17 protein-coding genes and 1 pseudogene are annotated in these 20,295 nt (G+C 73.1%); 12 read left to right on the forward strand and 6 right to left on the reverse strand.

Annotation, left to right across the window (positions count from 1 at the left end):
• Positions 1-13 precede the first annotated feature (13 nt).
• The 7 genes from C3486_RS17315 (at position 14) to C3486_RS17345 (ending at position 9,580) form a co-directional block, all read left to right on the forward strand.
• A complete protein-coding gene (locus C3486_RS17315) occupies positions 14-2,062 on the forward strand; it encodes a copper resistance CopC/CopD family protein (RefSeq protein ID WP_103833607.1) in 2,049 nt (682 codons plus the stop codon).
• Positions 2,062-3,369: an iron uptake transporter deferrochelatase/peroxidase subunit gene (gene efeB, locus C3486_RS17320; RefSeq protein WP_103833608.1), complete on the forward strand. Its 1,308-nt coding sequence runs from the start codon at positions 2,062-2,064 to the stop codon at positions 3,367-3,369. The genes C3486_RS17315 and efeB overlap by 1 nt, the downstream gene beginning before the upstream one ends.
• A gap of 134 nt (positions 3,370-3,503) precedes the next feature.
• Positions 3,504-4,430: a prephenate dehydratase gene (pheA, locus tag C3486_RS17325; protein ID WP_103833609.1), complete on the forward strand. Its 927-nt coding sequence runs from the start codon at positions 3,504-3,506 to the stop codon at positions 4,428-4,430.
• 641 nt (positions 4,431-5,071) lie between these two features.
• Positions 5,072-6,349, forward strand: a complete 1,278-nt coding sequence (gene serS / locus C3486_RS17330; protein ID WP_103833610.1) for a serine--tRNA ligase — start codon at positions 5,072-5,074, stop codon at positions 6,347-6,349.
• A complete protein-coding gene (locus C3486_RS17335; protein WP_103833611.1) occupies positions 6,346-7,167 on the forward strand; it encodes an HAD family hydrolase in 822 nt (273 codons plus the stop codon). The genes serS and C3486_RS17335 overlap by 4 nt, the downstream gene beginning before the upstream one ends.
• 158 nt (positions 7,168-7,325) lie before the next feature.
• Positions 7,326-8,036 (forward strand): FadR/GntR family transcriptional regulator, encoded by a 711-nt coding sequence (locus C3486_RS17340; protein WP_103833612.1) that lies wholly within the window; start codon positions 7,326-7,328, stop codon positions 8,034-8,036.
• Positions 8,037-8,269: 233 nt separating this feature from the next.
• The gene (locus C3486_RS17345) at positions 8,270-9,580 is read left to right on the forward strand and encodes an MFS transporter (protein WP_103833613.1); all 1,311 of its coding nucleotides are present in this window, start codon (positions 8,270-8,272) and stop codon (positions 9,578-9,580) included.
• A gap of 53 nt (positions 9,581-9,633) precedes the next feature.
• Here the strand turns inward: C3486_RS17345 and C3486_RS17350 are convergent.
• Positions 9,634-10,362: pseudogene (locus tag C3486_RS17350) on the reverse strand (adenosylcobinamide amidohydrolase); the annotation flags it as partial.
• Between the two features lie 34 nt (positions 10,363-10,396).
• Between C3486_RS17350 and mltG the strand changes: the two are divergent.
• Positions 10,397-11,266 carry an endolytic transglycosylase MltG gene (gene mltG / locus C3486_RS17355; protein WP_103833614.1) on the forward strand — a complete coding sequence of 290 codons (870 nt, stop codon included), beginning with the start codon at positions 10,397-10,399 and terminating at the stop codon, positions 11,264-11,266.
• Between the two features lie 52 nt (positions 11,267-11,318).
• Here the strand turns inward: mltG and C3486_RS17360 are convergent, their stop codons facing one another.
• Genes C3486_RS17360 through C3486_RS17375 form a run of 4 tightly spaced genes read right to left on the reverse strand, consistent with a single transcriptional unit; the run spans position 11,319 to position 14,965 of the window.
• Positions 11,319-12,047: an ABC transporter permease subunit gene (locus C3486_RS17360; protein WP_103833615.1), complete on the reverse strand. Its 729-nt coding sequence runs from the start codon at positions 12,045-12,047 to the stop codon at positions 11,319-11,321.
• Between the two features lie 47 nt (positions 12,048-12,094).
• Positions 12,095-13,006, reverse strand: coding sequence for an ABC transporter ATP-binding protein (locus C3486_RS17365; protein WP_103833616.1), 912 nt, complete (start codon positions 13,004-13,006; stop codon positions 12,095-12,097).
• A complete protein-coding gene (locus C3486_RS17370) occupies positions 13,003-13,914 on the reverse strand; it encodes an ABC transporter permease subunit (RefSeq protein ID WP_103833617.1) in 912 nt (303 codons plus the stop codon). Before C3486_RS17370 ends, C3486_RS17365 begins: the two co-directional genes overlap by 4 nt.
• Positions 13,907-14,965, reverse strand: coding sequence for an ABC transporter ATP-binding protein (locus C3486_RS17375; RefSeq protein WP_374936887.1), 1,059 nt, complete (start codon positions 14,963-14,965; stop codon positions 13,907-13,909). The genes C3486_RS17370 and C3486_RS17375 overlap by 8 nt, the downstream gene beginning before the upstream one ends.
• Before the next feature lie 264 nt (positions 14,966-15,229).
• On the opposite strand from C3486_RS17375, the gene C3486_RS17380 reads away from it, so the two are divergent.
• From C3486_RS17380 to C3486_RS17395, 4 genes are all read left to right on the forward strand, one after another.
• Positions 15,230-16,120: a M24 family metallopeptidase gene (locus C3486_RS17380; RefSeq protein WP_258052833.1), complete on the forward strand. Its 891-nt coding sequence runs from the start codon at positions 15,230-15,232 to the stop codon at positions 16,118-16,120.
• A gap of 32 nt (positions 16,121-16,152) precedes the next feature.
• Positions 16,153-17,919, forward strand: a complete 1,767-nt coding sequence (locus C3486_RS17385) for an SDR family oxidoreductase (protein WP_103833618.1) — start codon at positions 16,153-16,155, stop codon at positions 17,917-17,919.
• Between the two features lie 250 nt (positions 17,920-18,169).
• A complete protein-coding gene (locus C3486_RS17390; RefSeq protein WP_103833619.1) occupies positions 18,170-19,144 on the forward strand; it encodes a MerR family transcriptional regulator in 975 nt (324 codons plus the stop codon).
• A 12-nt stretch (positions 19,145-19,156) separates the two neighbouring features.
• Entirely contained in the window at positions 19,157-19,612 is a 456-nt protein-coding gene (locus C3486_RS17395) for a hypothetical protein (RefSeq protein ID WP_103833620.1), read from the forward strand.
• 90 nt (positions 19,613-19,702) lie between these two features.
• Here C3486_RS17395 and C3486_RS17400 read toward each other — a convergent pair whose 3' ends face one another.
• Positions 19,703-20,266, reverse strand: a complete 564-nt coding sequence (locus C3486_RS17400; RefSeq protein ID WP_103833621.1) for a hypothetical protein — start codon at positions 20,264-20,266, stop codon at positions 19,703-19,705.
• Between the last annotated feature and the right edge of the window lie 29 nt (positions 20,267-20,295).

A 20,295-nucleotide genomic window follows, 5' to 3' on the forward strand; every position in this document is an offset into this window, starting at 1 on the left:
GGGGAGAACCGCCATGACGCTCACCGTTCCCCGCGCCGCGGCCGCTGTCCGCCGGCCCGGCCCGGCCGCCGCACCGCACAGCGGCCGGACCGCCGCCGCGCTGCGCCTGCTGGTCCTCGCCGCCGCGCTGCTCGGCGTGCTGCTGGGCGGCGCCGCGCCGGCGTCCGCGCACGCCGCGCTGACCGGCAGCTCCCCGGCGCAGGGAGCGGTGCTGCAGAAGGCGCCCGCGCAGGTCTCGCTCTCCTTCTCCGAAGGCGTCTCGATGGGCGACGACTCCATCCGGGTGCTGGACCCGAAGGGCAAGCGCGTCGACCGCGGCAAGCTGCTGGACCTGTGCAGCGGCAGCACCGTCAAGTACGGCACGGGGCTGCCGCCGGGCCTTCCGGACGGCACGTACACCGTGGCCTGGCAGGCCGTCTCGGCCGACAGCCACCCGGTCTCCGGCGCCTTCACCTTCTCCGTCGGCGCGCCCTCGAAGTCCGCCGCCGTGGTGCCCCAGCAGGAGGCCGGCGGCGGGCTGGTCGGCGCGCTGTACGGCATCGCGCGGTACGTGGCGTACGCGGCGTTCGCGCTCCTCGTGGGCGGCGCGTGCTTCGTCCTGGCCTGCCGGCCCGCGGCGGCGCTCAGCCGTCCGGTGCAGCGGCTGGTGGTCTGGAGCTGGGCGGTGCTCACCGGCGCCACGATCGTGCTGCTCCTGCTGCGTGCCCCGTACACGGGCTCCGGCGACCTCGCGGACGTCGTCGACCTGGCCGCGCTCAAGGCGGTGCTGGGAACCAAGGCGGGCGGCGCCCTGATCTCGCGCGTGCTGCTGCTCGCCGCTGCCGCGCTCTTCATGGCCGTGCTCTTCGGCGCGTACGCGCGGGCCGAGGAGGAGGGCGACGCCAAGCGCCACAAGGACCTCGCCTTCGGGCTCGGCGTCGGCGGCGCGGTGGTCGCGGCGGGGCTCGCCGCGACCTGGGCGATGGCCGAGCACGCCTCGACCGGTCTGCAGACCGCGGTGGCGATGCCGGTGGACGTCGTGCACCTGCTGGCCGTCGCCGTCTGGCTCGGCGGGCTGACCACCCTGCTGGTCTCCCTCTACCGCGGCCCGGTCGTCGAACGCGCGGCCGTGCACCGCTTCTCCCGCCTCGCCTTCGGGGCCGTCCTCGTACTGGTCGTCACCGGCGTCTACCAGTCCTGGCGCCAGGTGGGCAGCTGGGGCGCGCTCACGGACACCGCGTACGGGCGGCTGCTGCTGCTCAAGGCCGGGCTGGTCGTGGTGCTGGTCGGGATCGCCTCGGTCTCGCGGCGCTGGACGGGACGGCTGGCGGAGGCCGCGGCGGACACGGCAGGGAGCGTCCCCGAGCAGCAGACGGCGCCCGAACCGGCGCCGGTGGCCGCCGGCACGGACACCAAGGCCGCTGACACGAGGACCGCGGACACCAAGACCGCGGACACGAAGACCGCTGCCGCAAACGCCGCTGACACCGGTACGCACCCCGTGGACACCTCCCCCGAGCGAGCCGCGCAGCTCGCGCGGCAGCGGGCCGCCGTCGCCGACGCGCGGCGCAAGCGCGTGCGGGACGCCGACCCCGTGCGGTACGGGCTGCGCCGCTCCGTGCTCGCCGAGACCGGTGTCGCGGTCGTCCTGCTCGCCGTCACCACCGTCCTCACCACCACGGAACCGGCCCGTACGGAGGAGTCCGTACGCGACTCGGGCCAGTTCGCCGAGGCCGCCCGGCCGGTCTCGGTGAACATCCCGTTCGACACGCTGGGCCCGAAGGGCAAGGGCACCGCGCGGCTCGACCTCGACCCGGCGCGCACCGGCCAGGCCAACGTCCTGCACCTGCGGATCTCCGCGCCGGACGGCAGCGCGCGGGACGTCCCGGAGGTACGGGTGTCCTTCACCTCCAAGGCGAAGAACCTCGGCCCGCTCCGGGCCACGCTCCAGCACACCGGTACCGGACACTGGACGGCGCGGGACGTGCAGCTGCCGGCGGCCGGCAGCTGGCAGCTCTCCCTCGTAGTCCGCACCTCCGACATCGATCAGGTGACCGAGACCAGGAACGTGAAGATCAGCTGATGACCGAGAACTCCACCAAGCCGGCCGAGGCCGCCGAGGCCACCGGCACCCCCGCGGCGTCCGACGCGGACGCCGCGCCCTCCGTCACGCTCTCCCGCCGCCGGCTCCTCGGCACGGTCGGCGCCGCCGGGGCCGCCGGTCTCGTCGTCGGCGGCGCGGGCGGCGCGTTCGGTGCCGTGGCGGCCGAGGACGACGCGCCGAAGCTCAGCACGGTCGGCACCGGCGAGGTCGCGTTCCGCACCGACCGCCGGGCGCCGCAGGCCGGCATCACCACGCCCATGCAGGCCCGCTGCCACCTGGTCGCGTTCGACCTGGCACCGGGGGCAGGGCGCAAGGGCGCGGCCGCCCTGATGCGCCGCTGGTCGGCGCTGGCCGAGCGGCTGATGGCCGGGGAGGTGCCCGCCGACGACACGGGAGTGGCGCTGGACGCGGGGCCCGCCTCCCTCAGCGTGACCTTCGGTTTCGGCCACAGTTTCTTCGGCCGTACGGGGCTGACCGCGCGCCGGCCGCTGCAGCTCGACCCGCTGCCGCACTTCTCCGCCGACGCGCTCGACCCGAAGCGCAGCAACGGTGACCTGTGGATCCAGATCGGCGCCGACGACGCGCTGGTCGCCTTCCACGCGCTGCGCGCGCTGCAGAAGGAGGCCGGGGACACCGCGCGGCTGCGCTGGCAGATGAACGGCTTCAACCGCAGCCCCGGCGCCACGGCGCACCCGATGACCACCCGCAACCTCATGGGCCAGGTCGACGGCACGAACAACCCCAAGCAGTCGGACCCGGACTTCGAGGAGAAGATCTTCGTCGGGCGCGACGCCGACCAGGAGTGGATGCGCGGCGGCTCGTACGTCGTGCTGCGCCGCATCCGGATGCTGCTCGACGCGTGGGAGAAGAAGTCGCGGGCCGAGCAGGAGCGGGTGATCGGCCGCCGCAAGGCCGACGGCGCGCCGCTGACCGGCGGCGACGAGCACACCCCGATGGACCTGAACAAGATCGGCAAGGACGGCTCCCCGGTGATCCCGGCGGACGCGCACGCCCGGATCGCGGCGCCCGAGTCCAATCAGGGGGCCGCGATGCTGCGCCGGCCGTTCTCGTACCACGACGGCTTCCGCGACGACGGCGCACCGGACGCCGGTCTGCTCTTCATGGCCTGGCAGGCCGATCCGCTGCGCGCGTTCACGCAGGTCCAGCGGAAGCTCGACCGCGGGGACGCGCTCTCGCCGTTCCTCCGGCACGAGGCGAGCGGGCTGTACGCGGTGCCGGCGGTGGAGCCGTCGGGGTACGTGGGCCAGCCGCTGCTGGAGGGCTGACCGGCCGCGCGCTCCGCGGGGTGCGCCCGGTCCGCCGGTGGCGGCCGGACCGTCGGTGGCGCCGGACGGCCGCCGGCGGGCGAGTACGGTAAGGGGCCCGGGACAGAAGCGAGCCCCGGAGAAGGAGTGAACGGATGTCGGCCAGCCGCTATACGTATCTCGGGCCCGCGGGCACCTTCACCGAGGCAGCCCTGCGCACCCTGCCCGAGGCGGCGACGCGCGAGCTGGTGCCGATGGTGTCCGTGCCCGCAGCGCTGGACGCGGTCCGCGCGGGGGAGGCGGCCGGCGCGCTGGTGCCGATCGAGAACTCCGTGGAGGGCGGCATCACGACCACCCTCGACGAACTGGCCGCCGGCGGCCACCTGATGATCTACCGCGAGGTGCTGCTGCCGATCGCCTTCGCGCTGCTGGCCCGGCCCGGCACCGAGCTGTCCGGGGTGAAGACCGTGACCGGCCACCCCGCGGCCCAGGCGCAGGTGCGCAAGTGGCTGCGCGAGCACCTGCCGGACGCGGTGTGGGAGTCGGCCGCTTCCAACGCCGACGGTGCGCGGCTGGTGCAGGAGGGCCGGTACGACGCGGCGTTCGCGGGCGAGTTCGCGGCCGCCACGTACGGCCTGACGCCGCTGGCCACCGACATCCACGACGCGCAGAACGCGGCGACCCGGTTCGTCCTGGTGGGCAAGCCGGCGCGGCCCGCGGCCCGGACCGGCGCCGACAAGACCTCGGTCGTGCTGTGGCTGCGCGAGAACCACCCCGGTGCGCTGCTGGAGCTGCTGCAGGAATTCGCGGGGCGCGGCGTCAGCATGATGCGGATCGAGTCGCGGCCGACCGGTGAGGGCATCGGCCAGTACTGCTTCTCCGTGGACTGCGAGGGGCACATCACCGACCGGCGGGTCGGCGAGGTGCTGATGGGGCTGAAGCGGATCTGCCGGGACGTACGGTTCCTCGGTTCGTACCCGCGTGCGGACCAGGTCGTGGCCGAGGTCCGCCCCGAGACCGACGACGACGCCTTCCTGGCCGCTTCGGACTGGCTGACCCGCTGCCTGGACGGCCGGGCCTGACCGCACCGCACACAGTTGTCCCCAGGTTGCCCACAGGACTGTCCACAGAGTTATCCACAGGGGTGGTTCTCGACCTGGGGACAAGTCGATTCTCACGCGTCGCACAGTCGACAAATCGCCCTACCGACCCCACACCCGTCCACAGGCGCGCACAGCCGCCCACGGAGGGGCGCGTCAGCATAATTCCTGGGAACAATCCTTTAGGGCGAGGAAATCCCACACGAAAGAGTACCGGAAGCGGGTTTCAGCAAGGATTTCTTCGCCCGGGATTCAGAAAACGGATGCCGCTTTCCGACTTCCACAGAAGCAACGCACAGCCTGTGGATAACTTTTCGGCAGCCGACCGGAGCTGTGGACAAGTGGCTGTGCGCAGACCGCCAACTCCCCGTTCCCACAGGCCCGGACGGCCTTGCCGGAAAGGCCCCCGACGCCCCGCCGACACCTTCCGACCACTCGCGCGCCATCCCGTCGACAGTCCTCCCGGCACGCACGGCCGGCACTCCAGCGGGAATTCCTCTCTGCAATTCCCGGTCTTCCCGGACCTTCTCAGAACACCACAGAAATAACTCCAAACCGGACAAATTGCCCGGCGGGTCAATATCGCGTCGAGCGCCCCGGCCGGGCCCCGGTAGCCTGGTGGGGTGATTGACCTTCGCCTGCTCCGTGAGGACCCCGACCGTGTGCGCGCGTCCCAGCGCGCCCGTGGAGAGGACGTCGCGCTCGTCGACGCGCTGCTCTCCGCCGACGAGCGGCGCAGGTCCTCCAGCGTCCGCTTCGACGAGCTGCGTGCCGAGCAGAAGTCGCTCGGCAAGCTCATCCCCAAGGCCTCCGGCGACGAGAAGGCCGAGCTGCTGAAGAAGGCCGGCGAGCTGTCCGCCGCCGTCAAGGCCGCCGACGCCGAGCAGGACCGGGCCAAGGAGGAGACCCAGTCCCTCCTGATGAAGCTGGGCAACCTCGTCCACCCCGACGTGCCCGTCGGCGGCGAGGAGGACTTCACGGTCCTGGAGACGCACGGCACGATCCGCGACTTCGGCGCCGAGGGCTTCGAACCCAAGGACCACCTGGAGATCGGCCAGGCGCTGGGCGCGATCGACGTCGAGCGCGCCGCCAAGGTCTCCGGCTCGCGCTTCTACTACCTGACCGGCATCGGCGCGCTCCTGGAGCTCGCGCTGGTCAACGCCGCCATCGCGCAGGCCACCGAGGCCGGCTTCACGCCGATGCTGACCCCGGCGCTGGTGCGTCCGCACGCCATGGAGGGCACCGGCTTCCTCGGCCAGGCCGCGGAGAACGTCTACCACCTGGAGAAGGACGACTACTACCTGGTCGGCACCTCCGAGGTCCCGCTCGCCGCGTACCACATGGACGAGATCGTCGACGCGGACAAGCTGCCGCTGCGGTACGCCGGATTCTCGCCGTGCTTCCGCCGCGAGGCCGGCACGTACGGCAAGGACACCCGCGGCATCTTCCGCGTGCACCAGTTCGACAAGGTCGAGATGTTCTCGTACGTCGCGCCGGACGACGCGGAGAACGAGCACAAGCGCCTGCTGGACTGGGAGAAGCAGTGGCTGAACGGCCTGGAGCTGCCCTTCCAGGTGATCGACGTCGCCACGGGTGACCTGGGCGCCTCCGCCTCCCGCAAGTTCGACTGCGAGGCGTGGATCCCCACCCAGGGCAAGTACCGCGAGCTGACCTCCGCTTCGAACTGCGACGAGTTCCAGGCGCGCCGGCTCTCGGTCCGGATGCGCGACGGCAAGAAGGTGCAGCCGCTGGCCACGCTGAACGGCACGCTGTGCGCGGTCCCGCGCACCATCGTGGCGCTCTTCGAGAACCACCAGCTGGCGGACGGCTCCGTGCGCGTCCCCGAGATGCTGCGCCCGTACCTGGGCGGCCGGGAAGTCCTGGAGCCCGTCGCCAAGTGACCCTGCCCGCCACCTCCGCCTTCCCGTACTCGCTCGTCGCGACGGACCTCGACGGCACGCTGCTGCGTCCCGACGACACCATCTCGGCGCGCACCCGCGAAGCGCTCGCCGCGGTCACCGCGGCGGGCGCCGCGCACATCGTCGTGACCGGCCGTGCGGCGCCCTGGACCCGGCACATACTGGACGACCTGGGCTACGACGGTCTCGCGGTGTGCGCACAGGGCGGACAGGTCTACCACGCCGGGGAGCGCCGGCTGCTGACCTCGGTGACGCTGGACCGGCAGCTGGCCGGGCTGGCGATCGCCAAGATCGAGGCGGAGGTCGGCCCGCTCCACCTGGCGGCGAGCCGGGACGGGCTGGAGGGCGCCGTCGTGGTCGCCCCCGGCTACCGCGTCCACGAGGGTCCGCTGCCGAACGTCCTGGTCGACAATCCGGCCGATCTGTGGGCCGAACCGATCAACAAGGTCTACATCCAGCACCCCGAGCTGTCGGACGACGCGCTCGCGGCGGCCGCGCGTGAGGTGGCCGGCGACCTGGTCGGCGTGATCATGGCCGGGCCCGGCATCGTCGAGCTGCTGCCGCTCGGGCTGAGCAAGGCCACCGGCCTGTCGCTCGCGGCCCGCCGGCTCGGCGTCAAGGCGGCCGGCACGATCGCCTTCGGCGACATGCCGAACGACGTCCCGATGTTCGGCTGGGCCGCGTACGGCGTCGCCATGGCCAACGCGCACGACGAGCTGAAGGCCGTCGCCGACGAGATCACCACGTCGAACGAGGACGACGGGATCGCGGTGGTACTGGAGCGGCTGCTCGCGGGCTGAGGCCGCGCGAGCCGGTCCGCAGGCGGCGGCCCGTCGGCTGCCCGCTGGGCCCGGCCCGTACTTTGTCCACAGCCACCTGTGGACAACTGTCCGTCGCGGCCGTTCACGGCGAGCTCAGTTGTAGGGTGACCGGGCAACCGGGTGAATGGGGGAGCCAGATGGCGTTGCAGGCCGCCGGGCGGCAGTCGCTGGTGGACACCGTGGTCGACGCGCTGCGCGCGCAGATCGGCGCCGGCGAGTGGCAGGTCGGGGAGCGCATCCCCACCGAGCACGCGCTCGCCGAACAGCTCCAGGTGGGGCGGAACACCGTCCGCGAGGCGGTGCGCGTACTCGTGCACGCCGGGATGCTCCGCTCGCGCCAGGGCGAGGGCACGTTCGTCGTCTCCGCCACCGACCCGGCCGCGGTCGTACGCGGCGTGCAGCGGTCGGGCGTGCGGGACGTCCTCGAAGTCCGCATCGCGCTGGAGACGGAGGCCGCCCGGCTGGCGGCCCTGCGGCACGAACCGGCCGACCTGGAGCGGATGCGGGCCGCGCTGGACGCACAGCGGGCGCTGGAGGGCGCCGGGGGCCGCCCCGCGGCCGGGAGCCTGGAGCTGTACGCGGACCACGACATCGAGTTCCACCAGGCCGTCGTGGGCGCCGCGCACAACGCCGCGCTGAGCGCTCTGTACGAGTGGTTCAGCGGCTCGGTGCGCGAGGCGCTGGTCTCGGGGCTCGGGGACCGGGAGATGCCGCACCTCCTGCACGGCGACCACCACGCCGTCCTGGAGGCGATCGCCTCGGGCGACCCGGACGCCGCCGAGTCGGCCGCCCGCACGCTGCTGGACCGGCCGAAACGCGCGGTGGAGGCCCTGCTCGCCGAACGGTGAGCGGGCCCGTCGCGTCGGCCGTACGCGTACTGCCGCCTGCCGCGGGCCTGCCGTACGGCCGCCGCCCCCCGTCGTACGGCCGCGGGCAGCGCCGTACGACCGCCCCGCCCCGCCTGAACGGCCGGCCCGCTGTACGGGCCGTGTCCGCCCCCTTCGCCGTCCCTGCCGCACGCCGGACGTCACGTCGCGCGCCGCGTGCGGGAACCCCGTACCGACAGGAGAGTCACCGCACCATGTCCGGGACCGGACCCGATGCTCCGCCGACCGCCGGCGCGCCGCCGCGTGACGGCGTGCCCCTGATCGACGCCGAGGAGGACCTCACCCCGGCGCCCCAGCCGGCCGCGGCCCGCCGCCGGCTGCGCACGCACCCCGCGCTGCTGCTCCTCGGCATCGTCCTCGCGTCCCTGAACATGCGGGCCGCGCTCGCGGGCGTCTCGCCGCTGCTCGGCGAGATCGGCGACCACTTCGGGCTGAACGCCACCGCCAGCAGCCTGGTCACCGTCATTCCGCTGGTCTTCATGGGCCTCGGCTCGTACGTGGCGCCGAAGCTGGCCGGCCGCTGGGGCACCGAGACCGTGCTGTTCAGCGCGCTGGTGCTGCTCTGCGGCGGCATCGTCGTGCGGGTCGCGCCGCCGCTGGCCGCGCTGTTCCTGGGCTGTGCGCTGGTCGGCGGGTCCATAGCCCTGCTCAACGTCCTGATGCCCGGCCTGATCAAGCGGGACTTCCCCGACCGGGCCGCTCCCATGACCGCGTTGTACTCGACGGCGATGATCCTCGGCGCGACCGTCTCCGCCGCCACCTCCGTACCGCTGGAGAACGCCCTGGGCGGCTGGCGGGGCTCGCTGCTCTCGTGGGGGCTGCTCGCCGCGGTCGCCGCGCTGGTCTGGATCCCGCAGGTGGTCATCGCGCGGCGCGGCGCGCGCCACGGGCAGGCCGCCGCGGCGCCGAAGCACACCGCCGGGACCGGCCCGAAGCTCGGCCGCTCGCCGCTGGCCTGGCAGGTCACGCTCTTCATGGGCTCGCAGTCGCTCATCGCCTACGTGGCCATCGCCTGGCTGCCGACCGTCTTCACCGACCACGGGATGGACAAGGCGCAGGCGGGACTGGTCTTCGCGTTCAGCACGCTGCTGCAGATGGCCGGCTCGTTCGTGGTGCCGGTGCTGGCGGGCAGGATGCGGCGGCAGCGGCTGCTGGCCGCGTGCGTCGCGCTGCTGATGGCGCTCGCCTGCGCGGGCCTGCTGGTCGCCCCCGTCGCCGGGGCGTGGCTCTGGGCCGCGCTGCTCGGGGTCGGCCAGGGCGGTGCGCTGGGCCTGGCGCTGACCATGATGGTGCTGCGGGCCGGCGACCCGCACACCGCGGCGCGCCTCTCCGGCATGGCGCAGACCTGGGGCTATCTGCTGGCCGCCGTGGGCCCGTTGGCGCTGGGCGCGGTGCACCAGGTGACGGACGGCTGGACGCTGCCGATCGTGCTGCTGCTCGCCGTCTGCGGGGCGCTCGTCCTGCTGGGGCTGGGCGCGGGCCGGGACCGCCGGATCGGCGCCTGACCCTGCCACGGGAGCGCGGCGGCCTCCTTCCCGGAGCCGCCGCGCTCCTGTATCAGGGCGCGGAGCGTGGCTTCGTACACGGCGCGGGCCAGCCGCGCGCCCCAGAGGGAGCGCGGCCCGGCGAACTCCTCCACGGGCGCGCCCGGCCGCGGCACTCGTGCGGCGACGCACACCGCGTCCGTGGGGGTGCCCGAAGCGTCCAGGCCGTACTCGAGCAGTGCCTGCACCTTCGCCTCGGTCGCCGTCATCACGGAGTTGACCAGGGCGGCGTCGCTGAGGGGGACGGGCAGCGCGACGAGGATGTTGATCGTTCCTGGGCGGTACGGAGGCTCAGGGCAGTACGGCGCCCCGGGGCCGTCCGGTGCCGCGCCCTCGGGGCGCGCGTCCGACGCGTCATACGTGGCGGCCTCCGTCCCGTCCGTCGCCGCCCAGCCGTGCACGCCTGTTCCCGCCGTGACGAGCGCCTGTGCGCCCCCGTCGTGGGCCAACGCGCGGGTGGACAGGACGTCCGTCGCCGTCATCATGCCGACGCCGGGCCCGGACGCCCCGGCCGCCGCCGCGATCTCCGCGAGGTGCGCCTCCGGGTCGCGGCGCGTATAGCCGTGCGCCACCTGCGCGTTGAGCACCCAGGACCGCTCACCGATGCCGCCGCCGAGCACGGCGCTGGAGATCATCCGGTGGCCCGGTCCCGGCCGCCACAGGAGTGCGGGCAGGTCCCGGCCCTCGGTGGCGTCGCGGTGCCGGACGGTGCGCACCGGAAGCGGCGGGAGGAGGGTGGTCACCCACGCACCCTACGGTCTGGCCTACCTTGCCCTCATGAGCGATGTGCACGATACGCAGCACTCCGGTGACCGGCGCCGCGCACGCATCACCCGGCGGGGCCGGCTGTTCCTGACCGGCGGTGCCGTCCTCGTCGTCGGCATCGTCCTGCTGCTGGTCCTCCTGCCGGGGGACGAGCGGACGGGGCGGGCCGAGAAGCTGACCCTCCCGGAGGGCCGGCGCGCCTCCCAGGCGTACACCGCCATCGACAAGGCGCTCCAGGTCGCCCCGGGGACCACCGAGAAGGCCGCCAAGAGGGCCGCCACGGCCCGGAACCCGGCGAAGCGGCTCCGGCTGCCCGCCGAGGCGAAGGGCAACCCGGAGGGGTACCTCTATCCGGCCACGTATCCCGTCGAGGACGACACCACCCCGAAGAGCCTGCTGTCCTTCATGGTGAACACCGCGCGCCAGAAGTACGCGGCGGACGGGCTGCCCCCAACGGCCCGGCCCGGCGGCCTCAGCGCGTACGAGACGGTCGTGGTGGCCTCCGTCGTCCAGGCCGAGGCGGACACCCCGCGGGACATGGGCAAGGTCGCCCGCGTCGTCCGCAACCGGCTCGCCAAGGGGATGCCGCTGCAGATGGACTCCACCCTGAACTACGCGCTGGGCCGCTCCAGCCTCCACACCAGCCACGCGGACACCCGTACGGACAGCCCGTACAACACCTACCGGCACAAGGGGCTGCCGCCGACGCCGATCGGCAACCCGGGCCAGGACGCGACCCGGGCCGCGATCTCGCCCCCGAAGGGGGACTGGCTGTACTTCGTGACCGTCCGGCCCGGCGACACCCGCTTCACCGCCGACTACGAAGAACACCGCAGGAATGTGCAGGAGTTCAACGAGGCGCAGAAGAAGGGCAGCGGCTAGCCGACGGCCGTCTCCCGGTGCTGCGCGGGCTGCCCTTCGGGGGCCGTGGTGCCTACTCCTCCCCCGCCAGCGTCAGCGACTTGAGGCGGCGGGCCGCGTACCAGGTCGCCGCGCCGGTGACCACGACGAGCAGCACCACGGCGGGCGTCAGGCCCACGTCCGAGGTGATCGCGCCCTCGGCGCCCGCCTTCTGGGCCAGCGCGAGCGCCCACTGCTGGACACTGAGGGTGCGAGCGCCGGGGACGAGGCTGCCGAACACCGCCTCCCAGACGAGCGCGTAGACCAGGCCGATGACGACGGCGTGCCGGGTGACCGTGCCGAGCAGCAGGAAGAGGGCGCTGTACGCGACGGAGGCCACGGCGGCGGCGAGCGCGTAGGCGACCGCGATTCCCTGGCTGTTGCCGTTCAGCACGAAGCCGGCGATCAGTACGGGCACGGCGGAGAAGACGACGGTCACGCCGGTGGCGACGAGCAGCTTGGTGACGATGATCGTGGACCGCCGTACCGGCTTGGCCAGCAGGTACATCACCGAGCCGTCGTCGATCTCCGGGCCGATCGCGCCGGTGCCGGCGATCACGCCGATCAGCGGCACCATCGTGGCCAGTGCGAAGCCGCTCAGCACGGTGTTGGCGGTGGCGTCGTCGGCGCCGGTCAGCGCCCGTACGGCGACGGCGATGACGAGCAGCAGGACGGGCAGCGCGAAGAGGATCGCGGCGCGGCGCCGGCCGAGCAGCGCCCGGTAGGTCAGCCGGGCGACGGTGGGATGGACGAGCGATGACATCGCGTCAGGGCCCCTTTCAGGTCGTATGCGACCGCTTCGGTACGGCGTCAGGCCGCTACGAGATAGGAGAAGACCGATTCCAGCGACTCGTCCGAGGGCGAGACGGTGTGGAGCCGGATGCCGTGGTCGCGGGCGACGCGCGGCAGCAGCGTCGTGAAGCGGGCGAAGTCGACGGCCTGGATGCGCAGTGCGCCCTCTTCGAGGTCGACCTCGATGCCGGACGTCGAGGGGTCGGCGATCAGCGCGGCGGCCAGCGCCCGGTCGTCGTCGGACCGCACCAGATAGCGGTGCGGCCGGTCCGTCATCAGGCGCCGGATGCGCCGGAAGTCGCCGGAGGCCGCGTGCCGTCCGGCCACGATGACCTCGATGTGGGACGCCAGCTGCTCGACCTCTTCGAGAATGTGCGAGGAGAACAGCACGGTGCGGCCCTCGTCGCCCATCTTGCGCAGCAGTTCCATGAGCTGCATCCGCTGGCGCGGGTCCATGCCGTTGAACGGCTCGTCGAGGAGCAGCACGGACGGGTCGTGCACCAGCGCGGACGCCATCTTCACGCGCTGCCGCATGCCCTTGCTGTACGTGGCGACGCGGCGGTCCTGCGCGTGCTCCATGTCGACGGTGGCCAGCGCGCGGGCGGCCTCCTTGCGGCCGAGGCCGTGCAGTTCGGCGTTGGCGAGCACGAACTCGCGGCCGGTGAGGAAGTCGTACATCGCCTCCCGCTCCGGCACGACGCCGATCTCGCGGTAGATGGCCTCGTTCCGCCAGACGGTGCGCCCGTCGAGGGTGACGGTGCCGCTGGAGGGCGCCAGGAAGCCGCCCATCATGTTGAGCAGGGTGGACTTGCCGGCGCCGTTCGGGCCGAGCAGTCCGGTCACGCCGGGCCCGATGGTCATCGTGATGTCGTTCACGGCCACGACGTTCCCGAACCAGCGGGAGACGTGCTGCAGGTCGATGGTGGTCACAGTCCGGCCTTCCGGTAGCGGCGCATCAGGAGGGCGAGCGAGCCGGCGATGAGGCCGAGCACGACGAGGAGGTGGACGGAGCCGGCGGCGGTGGACAGGCCGATGCCTTCGGGCGCCGCGCTGGCCGCGCCGAGGAAGGTGCTCTGCACGCCGTCGATCAGCGTGATCGGGGAGAAGAGCCCCAGCCAGCCGACGAGGTCGGTGTTGCCCTGGACGATGGCGACACCTCGGAGGGCGGTGACGGCGGCGTACGGGATGGTCAGTACGGCGATGACGGCGGCGACGCCGAAGCCGCGGCGGGGCGTGAGCGCGGCGATGACCAGGCCGATCGCGGCGAACAGCAGCGAGAGCAGGGCCACCGAGACCAGGCCCTGCGCGAATCCCTTGGTCTGGTCGGCGAAGTCGAGCTCGGCCAGCAGTGCGCCCACGTACATGATCAGCAACGGCAGCGCGGTGAGGAGGAACAGCGCGCTGCTCAGGGCCGCGTACTTGGCCGCCACGTAGTCGGCGCGTTCGATCGGCCTGGAGAAGTAGAGCGGCACGGTCTTGAAGCGCAGGTCGCGGGAGACGGACTGGGGCGCCTGCGCGGCCAGGAAGAGGCCGATGACCGCCTGCAGGTAGATCGCGTAGCGGGTGTAGTCCAGCGGGAGGTCGCGCGCCTTCGTGAAGACGGTGACCGCCACGACGATCGCGGCCGGTGCGCACATGACCGCCAGCAGCAGCATCGGCAGCACCTTCGTGCGCGCCGCGCGGCCCAGCCCGTAGGCGCCGCGCAGGCTCTGCACGAAGAGCGAGCGGCGGGCGTACGCGCGGCCCAGGCGCGGCCCTTCGTAGTGGCGGTAGCCGATGTCGTGGATCGAGGCGGCGGGGCCCGGGCCGCCCGTGGGGGCTGTGGTGGACTCAGGCATCGGGGGCTCCTGCGGAGGCTGCTTCGGGGGCTGCGGGGCGCGCGTCCTTACGGGCCGGGGCCGCGTCCGTGCGCGCGGGGGCGGTGCCGTGGCCGTCCGTGTGACCGTCGTCCGCGCGGTCGCGGAAGACCTCGGCGATGCGGTGCCGGCGCTGTTCCATGCGGACCAGGCCGAGGCCCAGGTCGGCGACGGTGTCGCGGACGAGGTCGTACGTCTCCTCGCCGGTGGCCTCGACGTACAGCAGGCGGCCGGTGGCGGCCGGGTTGCCCTCGCCGGGGCCGGCGGACCCGGTCACCGCGCCGGCCGCGGTCAGCGCTTCCCGGAGCGCGCGCAGCCCGTCCGGATGCGCGTCGGAGTCGGTGACCTCGACGGCCAGCGAGGTCGTGGCCTGGGTGAACTCGTCCGTTGCCGAGGAGCGCAGCAGCTTGCCGCCGTCGATGACGACGACGTGGTCGCAGGTGCGCTCCAACTCGCCGAGGAGGTGGGAGGTGACCAGCACGGAGATGCCGAAGTCGCGGTGGACGCGGCGGATCAGGCCGAGCATCTCGTCGCGGCCCGCCGGGTCCAGGCCGTTCGTGGGCTCGTCGAGGAAGACCAGCTGGGGGTCGTGGACGAGTGCCTGGGCGAGCTTCACCCGCTGCTTCATGCCGGTGGAGTAGCCGCCGATGGGCCGGTAGCGCTCCTCGTAGAGGCCGACGTGGCGCAGCGTGTCGGCGGTGCGTTCGCGCGCCGCGGTCGGCGGCAGCCCGGACATCCGCGCCATGTGGACGACGAACTCGGTCGCCGAGACGTCGGGCGGCAGGCAGTCGTGCTCGGGCATGTAGCCGACGCGCTCGCGGATGGCGGCGCCTTCGGTGGCCACGTCCAGGCCGAGGACCGCGGCGGTGCCTTCGCTGGCGGGCGACAGGCCCAGCAGGATCTTGATCAGGGTGGACTTTCCGGCGCCGTTGGCACCCACCAGGCCGGTCACGCCGGGGGCGATGTCAACGGAGAGCCGGTCCAGGGCGGTCACCCGCGGGAACCGCTTGCTGAGGCTTTCGGTCGCGATCACAGTCACGCGTTCGACGGTAGTGTCGCGCGCCACACCGGACGTCACCCCAGACGGCTGGATGTCCGTCCGACTCCAGGCGTACCTCCCCGTAGGGGGTCGTGCGGGAAGCCGAGTCACGCGGCCGTCGGCGTGCGCCGTGCCGGGCCGTCCGCGGCCGCGGGAAGTTTTCCACAGGCCGCTGCCGGACCCTTGACGCAGCCGCTGACCATTGTCACATTCATCAGTGTCAAGTTACGCGCACGTACCGCGACGGAACGGTTGGCGATGACCACAGCAGCGACCGCGAGCACAGCGGCGACCAGCAGCAGAGGAGCGGCCCCGGCCTCGGGGGCGAGCGCCGAGCTCCAGGGGTTCAGGGAGGTCCAGCGGCTGGCGTACGCCTGCGCCGAGGCGGTGGCCGCCCAGCTGAAGCCCGGGGTGACCGAGCGGGAGGCCGCCCGCATGCAGCGGCGCTGGCTGCGCGAGCGGGGCGTCACGGACTGGTTCCACCTGCCCTTCGCGTGGTTCGGCGACCGCACGGCCTTCGCGAACTTCCGCATTCCGCTGCAGTTCTTCCCCACCGACCGGGCGCTGGAGCCGGGGATGCCCTTCATCCTCGACATGGCCCCGGTGTACAACGGCTTCACCGCCGACATCGGCTACTCCGGCTGCCTCGGCCTCAGCCCGCTGCACGACCGGCTGCTGGCCGACCTGGAGGCGCACCGCGAGCTGATCCTGCGCGAGGTCCGCGAGCGCCGGCCGCTCCGGGAGATCTACGAGGACGTCGAGCGGCTCATGGTCCGCCAGGGGTATGCCAACCGGCACCGCGCCTACCCCTTCGGCGTGATCGCCCACAAGGTCGACCGGGTGCGTCAGCGCCGCTGGTCGCCCACGCTGTTCGGCTTCGGCACGCAGTCGCTCAAGGGCCTGGCGTCCGACGCGCTGCACGGCCACCGCGAGGGCTGGTCACCGCTGTGGAGCCCGTACCGCTTCTCCGACCACCCCCCGCGGCCCGGCCTGTGGGCGGTCGAGCCCCACCTCGGATTCCGGGGCACCGGCGCGAAGTTCGAGGAGATCCTGGTCGTCACCGACTCCCGGGACCCCGAGGAGAGCGCCTTCTGGCTGGACGACGATCTGCCGCACGTGCGGCGCTGGCAGGAGGAGAAGGCGGCGTGAGCAGGGCACAGGGCGAGAGCGGGGAGACGCGCATGAGCACGGCACTGGAGGGCGCGCGGGAGCGCTTCGTCGCGACGGGCGGCGTGGAGCTGTGCGTCGCTGAGCTGGGGGACGAGGCCCGGCCCACGGTGGTGCTGGTGCACGGCTATCCGGACAGCAAGGAGGTCTGGTCGCGGGTCGCGCCGCTCCTCGCGGAGCGCTTCCACGTCGTGCTGTACGACGTCCGGGGCTGCGGGCGGTCCACGGCACCGAAGCCGCTGCGCGGCGGGTACACCCTGGAGAAGCTGACCGACGACTTCCTGGCGGTGGCCGACGCGGTCAGCCCGGACCGGCCCGTGCATCTGGTGGGGCACGACTGGGGTTCGGTGCAGTCCTGGGAGTTCGTGACCGTCGCGCGCACCCAGGGCCGGATCGCCTCCTTCACCTCGATGTCCGGTCCGTCCCTCGACCACTTCGGGCACTGGATCAAGAAGCGCATGGCCCGGCCCACCCCGCGCCGCGCGGCCCAGCTGCTGAACCAGGGCGCCAAGTCCTGGTACGTCTACATGCTGCACACCCCCGCACTGCCCGAGCTGGCCTGGAAGGGCCCGCTGGGGAAGCGCTGGCCGAAGATCCTGGAGCGCGTCGAGAAGGTCCCGGCCGGGGACTACCCCACCGCTTCGCTGCCCACCGACGCCGCGCACGGCGCCTGGCTGTACCGGGACAACGTCCGGGCCCGGCTGCGCCGCCCGCGCACCGACGCGTACGCGCACTGCCCGGTCCAGCTCATCACCCCGACCGGTGACGCCTTCCTCTCGGAGCGGCTGTACGACGGGCTGGAGGAGTGGGTGCCGCAGCTCACCCGCCGCACGCTGCCCGCCAAGCACTGGGTTCCGCGCACCCGCCCTGACCAGCTGGCCGCCTGGATCGAGGAGTTCATCACGGCCAGGGAGGAGGGCGACCCGGCCAAGGAGACCGCCGCGAAGGGGCGGTACGCGGACCGGTTCGGCGGCCGGCTGGTGCTGGTGACCGGCGCGGCGAGCGGCATCGGGCGGGCCACGGCGTTCGCGTTCGCGGAGGCCGGCGCGCGGGTGGTCGTGGTCGACCGGGACGCCGAGGGCGCGGCCCGTACGGCCGAGATGGCCCGGCTGATCGGGGCCGGTGCCGCCTGGGCGGAAGTGGTGGACGTCAGCGACGAGGCGGCGATGGAGAAGCTCGCCGAGAAGGTCGCCGCCGAGTACGGCATCGTCGACGTCCTGGTGAACAACGCCGGCATCGGCCTGTCCGGCTCCTTCCTGGACACCACCTCCGAGGACTGGAAGAAGGTCCTGGACGTCAACCTCTGGGGCGTCATCCACGGCTGCCGGATATTCGGGAAGCAGATGGCCGAGCGCGGCCAGGGCGGGCACATCGTCAACACCGCCTCGGCGGCGGCGTACCAGCCGTCCAGGGCGCTGCCGGCCTACAGCACCTCCAAGGCGGCGGTGCTGATGCTCAGCGAGTGCCTGCGCGCCGAGCTGGCGGGCCGGGGCATCGGCGTCAGCGCGATCTGCCCGGGCCTGGTCAACACCAGCATCACCTCGACCTCGCACGTGGCCGGGGTGTCGGCGGAGGAGGAGCAGCGCCGGCAGTCCAAGGCGGCCCGGCTGTACGGCCTGCGCAACTACCCGCCGGAGAAGGTCGCGGAGGCCATCCTGCGCGCGGTGGTGCGCAATCAGGCGGTCGTGCCGGTGACCGCGGAGGCCCGCGGCTCCCGCGCCCTCTCCCGTTTCGCGCCACGCGCCCTGCGTGCGCTGGCCCGGGTCGAGCCGCCGCTGTAGGGGCGGCGAACCGGGGCTGCGGGGCCGTGCGCTCCGGCCCGGCGCCGGGGGCGCGAGCCGCCGTACCGGGCCGGAGCCGGCGTGGCGCGAGTCGGCCGGGGCGTTACCGCGTCCCGGTACGCGGTCGTACCATCCCTCGCAGGAAGGGGCACCGCGCAGGACCGCCCTGTACCTCGCGTACTCCCCCGGCCGCCCGGGCCGCCGCGGGCACGGCGGGGCAGGCGCGGGCCATCTCGTGAGGAGCACCGCATTGACCGAGCAGCACCGCCCCGCGGCCGAGTACCGCATCGAGGAACTGGCGCACCGGAGCGGCACCACGGTCCGTACGATCCGCGCGTACCAGGACCGCGGGCTGCTGCCCAAGCCGGAGCGCCGGGGCCGGGCGAACGTCTACGGCGACGCGCACCTCGCGCGGCTCCGGCAGATCTCGGACCTGCTGGACCGCGGGTACACCCTGGCCAGCATCAAGGACCTGCTGGAGGCGTGGGACGCGGGGCGGGGGCTGAGCGGGGTGCTGGGGCTGGTCGCCGAGATCGACGGGCCCTGGACGGACGAGGAGACCGGGCGGATCACCCGCCAGGAGCTGGCGGCGACGTTCGGCGGCAGCCCCGACGAGGCGGCGGTGGCCGACGCGGTGGAGCTGGGGGTGCTGGAGCCGGTGCCGGGCAGCCCGGAGGAGTTCCTGGTACCGAGCCCGCAGGAGCTGGCGGTCGCCGCCGAACTGCACTCAGCGGGCGTGCCGTTGCCCGCGATCTCCGGCCATCTGCGCGAGCTGCGGGTGCAGGTGGAGCACATAGCCTCGCGCTTCCTGGACTTCACCACCGAGCATGTCTTCCAGCAGTACTTCGACCATCCGCCGAGCGACGCCGAGGCGGAGGAGGCGGCGGACCTCGTCCGCCGGTTGCGGCCGCTGGCCCAGCAGACGGTGGATGCCGAACTGGCGCGTGCCATGCGGACGTTGGCGAGCCGGTACCTCCGGCACCACCTGCACAGTGAGGGCCCCGGGCCGGGGACGGCGGTCGAGCACGTACCGCTGCCGGCCGCCACCGTGCAGTCCGTCCGCGAACTGGTCGGCCCGGCGGGCGTCGCGGCCTTCGTCGCCGCGGCCGCCGACCACGAGGTGAGTGCACGCCGGATGGACTCGCTGGTGGCGCACGCCGTGACCCCGGCTCCGGCTCCGGCTCCGGGCCCGAACGACGACGGGGGCACGGCAGCCGGCCGGTGACATCATCACCTCATGGACCGCCCGCACCTGCCCAGTACCGAAGCCGTCGTCGAAGCCGTGCGCGAGGCCGCCCGGTCGTACGGACGGGACATCGAGGTGACCCACGACATCGGCGCGGACCGCTCCGGGCGGCGCCTGTCGGCGGGTGCCTTCGCGGTGACCGACCCGGACGGTTCCCTGCCGCACGAGGCGTACGTCGAGCTGTCGGGCGGGGCGCCGCGCATAGCGGTCGAGGTGTTCTCGGAGGACGACGCCACCGTCACCGTCGAGGGCATTCCGTTCCAGGACCTCCCGCGGGACGTCGTACCGGCCTTTCTGCGCTCCGTGCTGGGCGACCTCGCGTACGTGAAGGGCCGCTTCTTCCCGGCCGGCTGGTGGCTCGTGGTGCCGCTGCCGGGCGACCGGACCTACAAGGAATTGATCACCGGCATCTCGCTGACGCCGTGGCTCAGCTCCCGCGTGCGGTGACGGCGACGGCCTCCCCCACGACGCGGCGTCGGATGTTTCACGTGAAACAGGACATTGGTTTCACGTGAAACCACGCCCCGCGGCTCCTCCTCACAGTCCCGGCACGCCCCACACGGGGAACCAGCGACTCAGATCCTTCTCCACGGTCAGGTCGTCGGTGAGCAGTGACCGCACCTGGAGTTCGAGCGGGTTGTCGCGCTTCTCGGCGTCCCCGGGTAGCGGCGCGAAGGGATAGAAAGTGCCGCGCTTGTAGAGGTAGACCAGGGCGAGCGAGCGGTCGCGCTCGTCACGGAAGCCGATCAGCGAGCACAGCAGTTGCGGGCCGAAGCCGCCGTCCTGGAGCGAGGTATTGACCGCGTGCAGGTCGTTGACCAGGCCCGCGGTGTCCTCGGGGTCGTGCTGGGCGAGCAGCCACGTATAGCCGTACTGGTCCTGGGTGAACTCCACCGGCGGGCCGAGCAGTGCCCGTACATCGGCCTGGATACGGGCGAACGCCCCGCCCTCGACGCTCGCGAAGCAGACCGAGCCCCGGCCGGTCGGCGTGAAGCCGGTCGCCGCCTGCAGGGTGATCGCGGCGGACGGCAGCGCGAAGAGCTGGTCGAGATCGGGGCGCACCGGCTTGCTGCGGCCGAGGATCACGTCCAGAAAACCCATGGGGCGACTCCCAGGAGACGAGGGTGCGG

It is taken from the genome of Streptomyces sp. Ru73, from assembly GCF_002920575.1.
Taxonomy (GTDB): Bacteria; Actinomycetota; Actinomycetes; order Streptomycetales; family Streptomycetaceae; genus Streptomyces.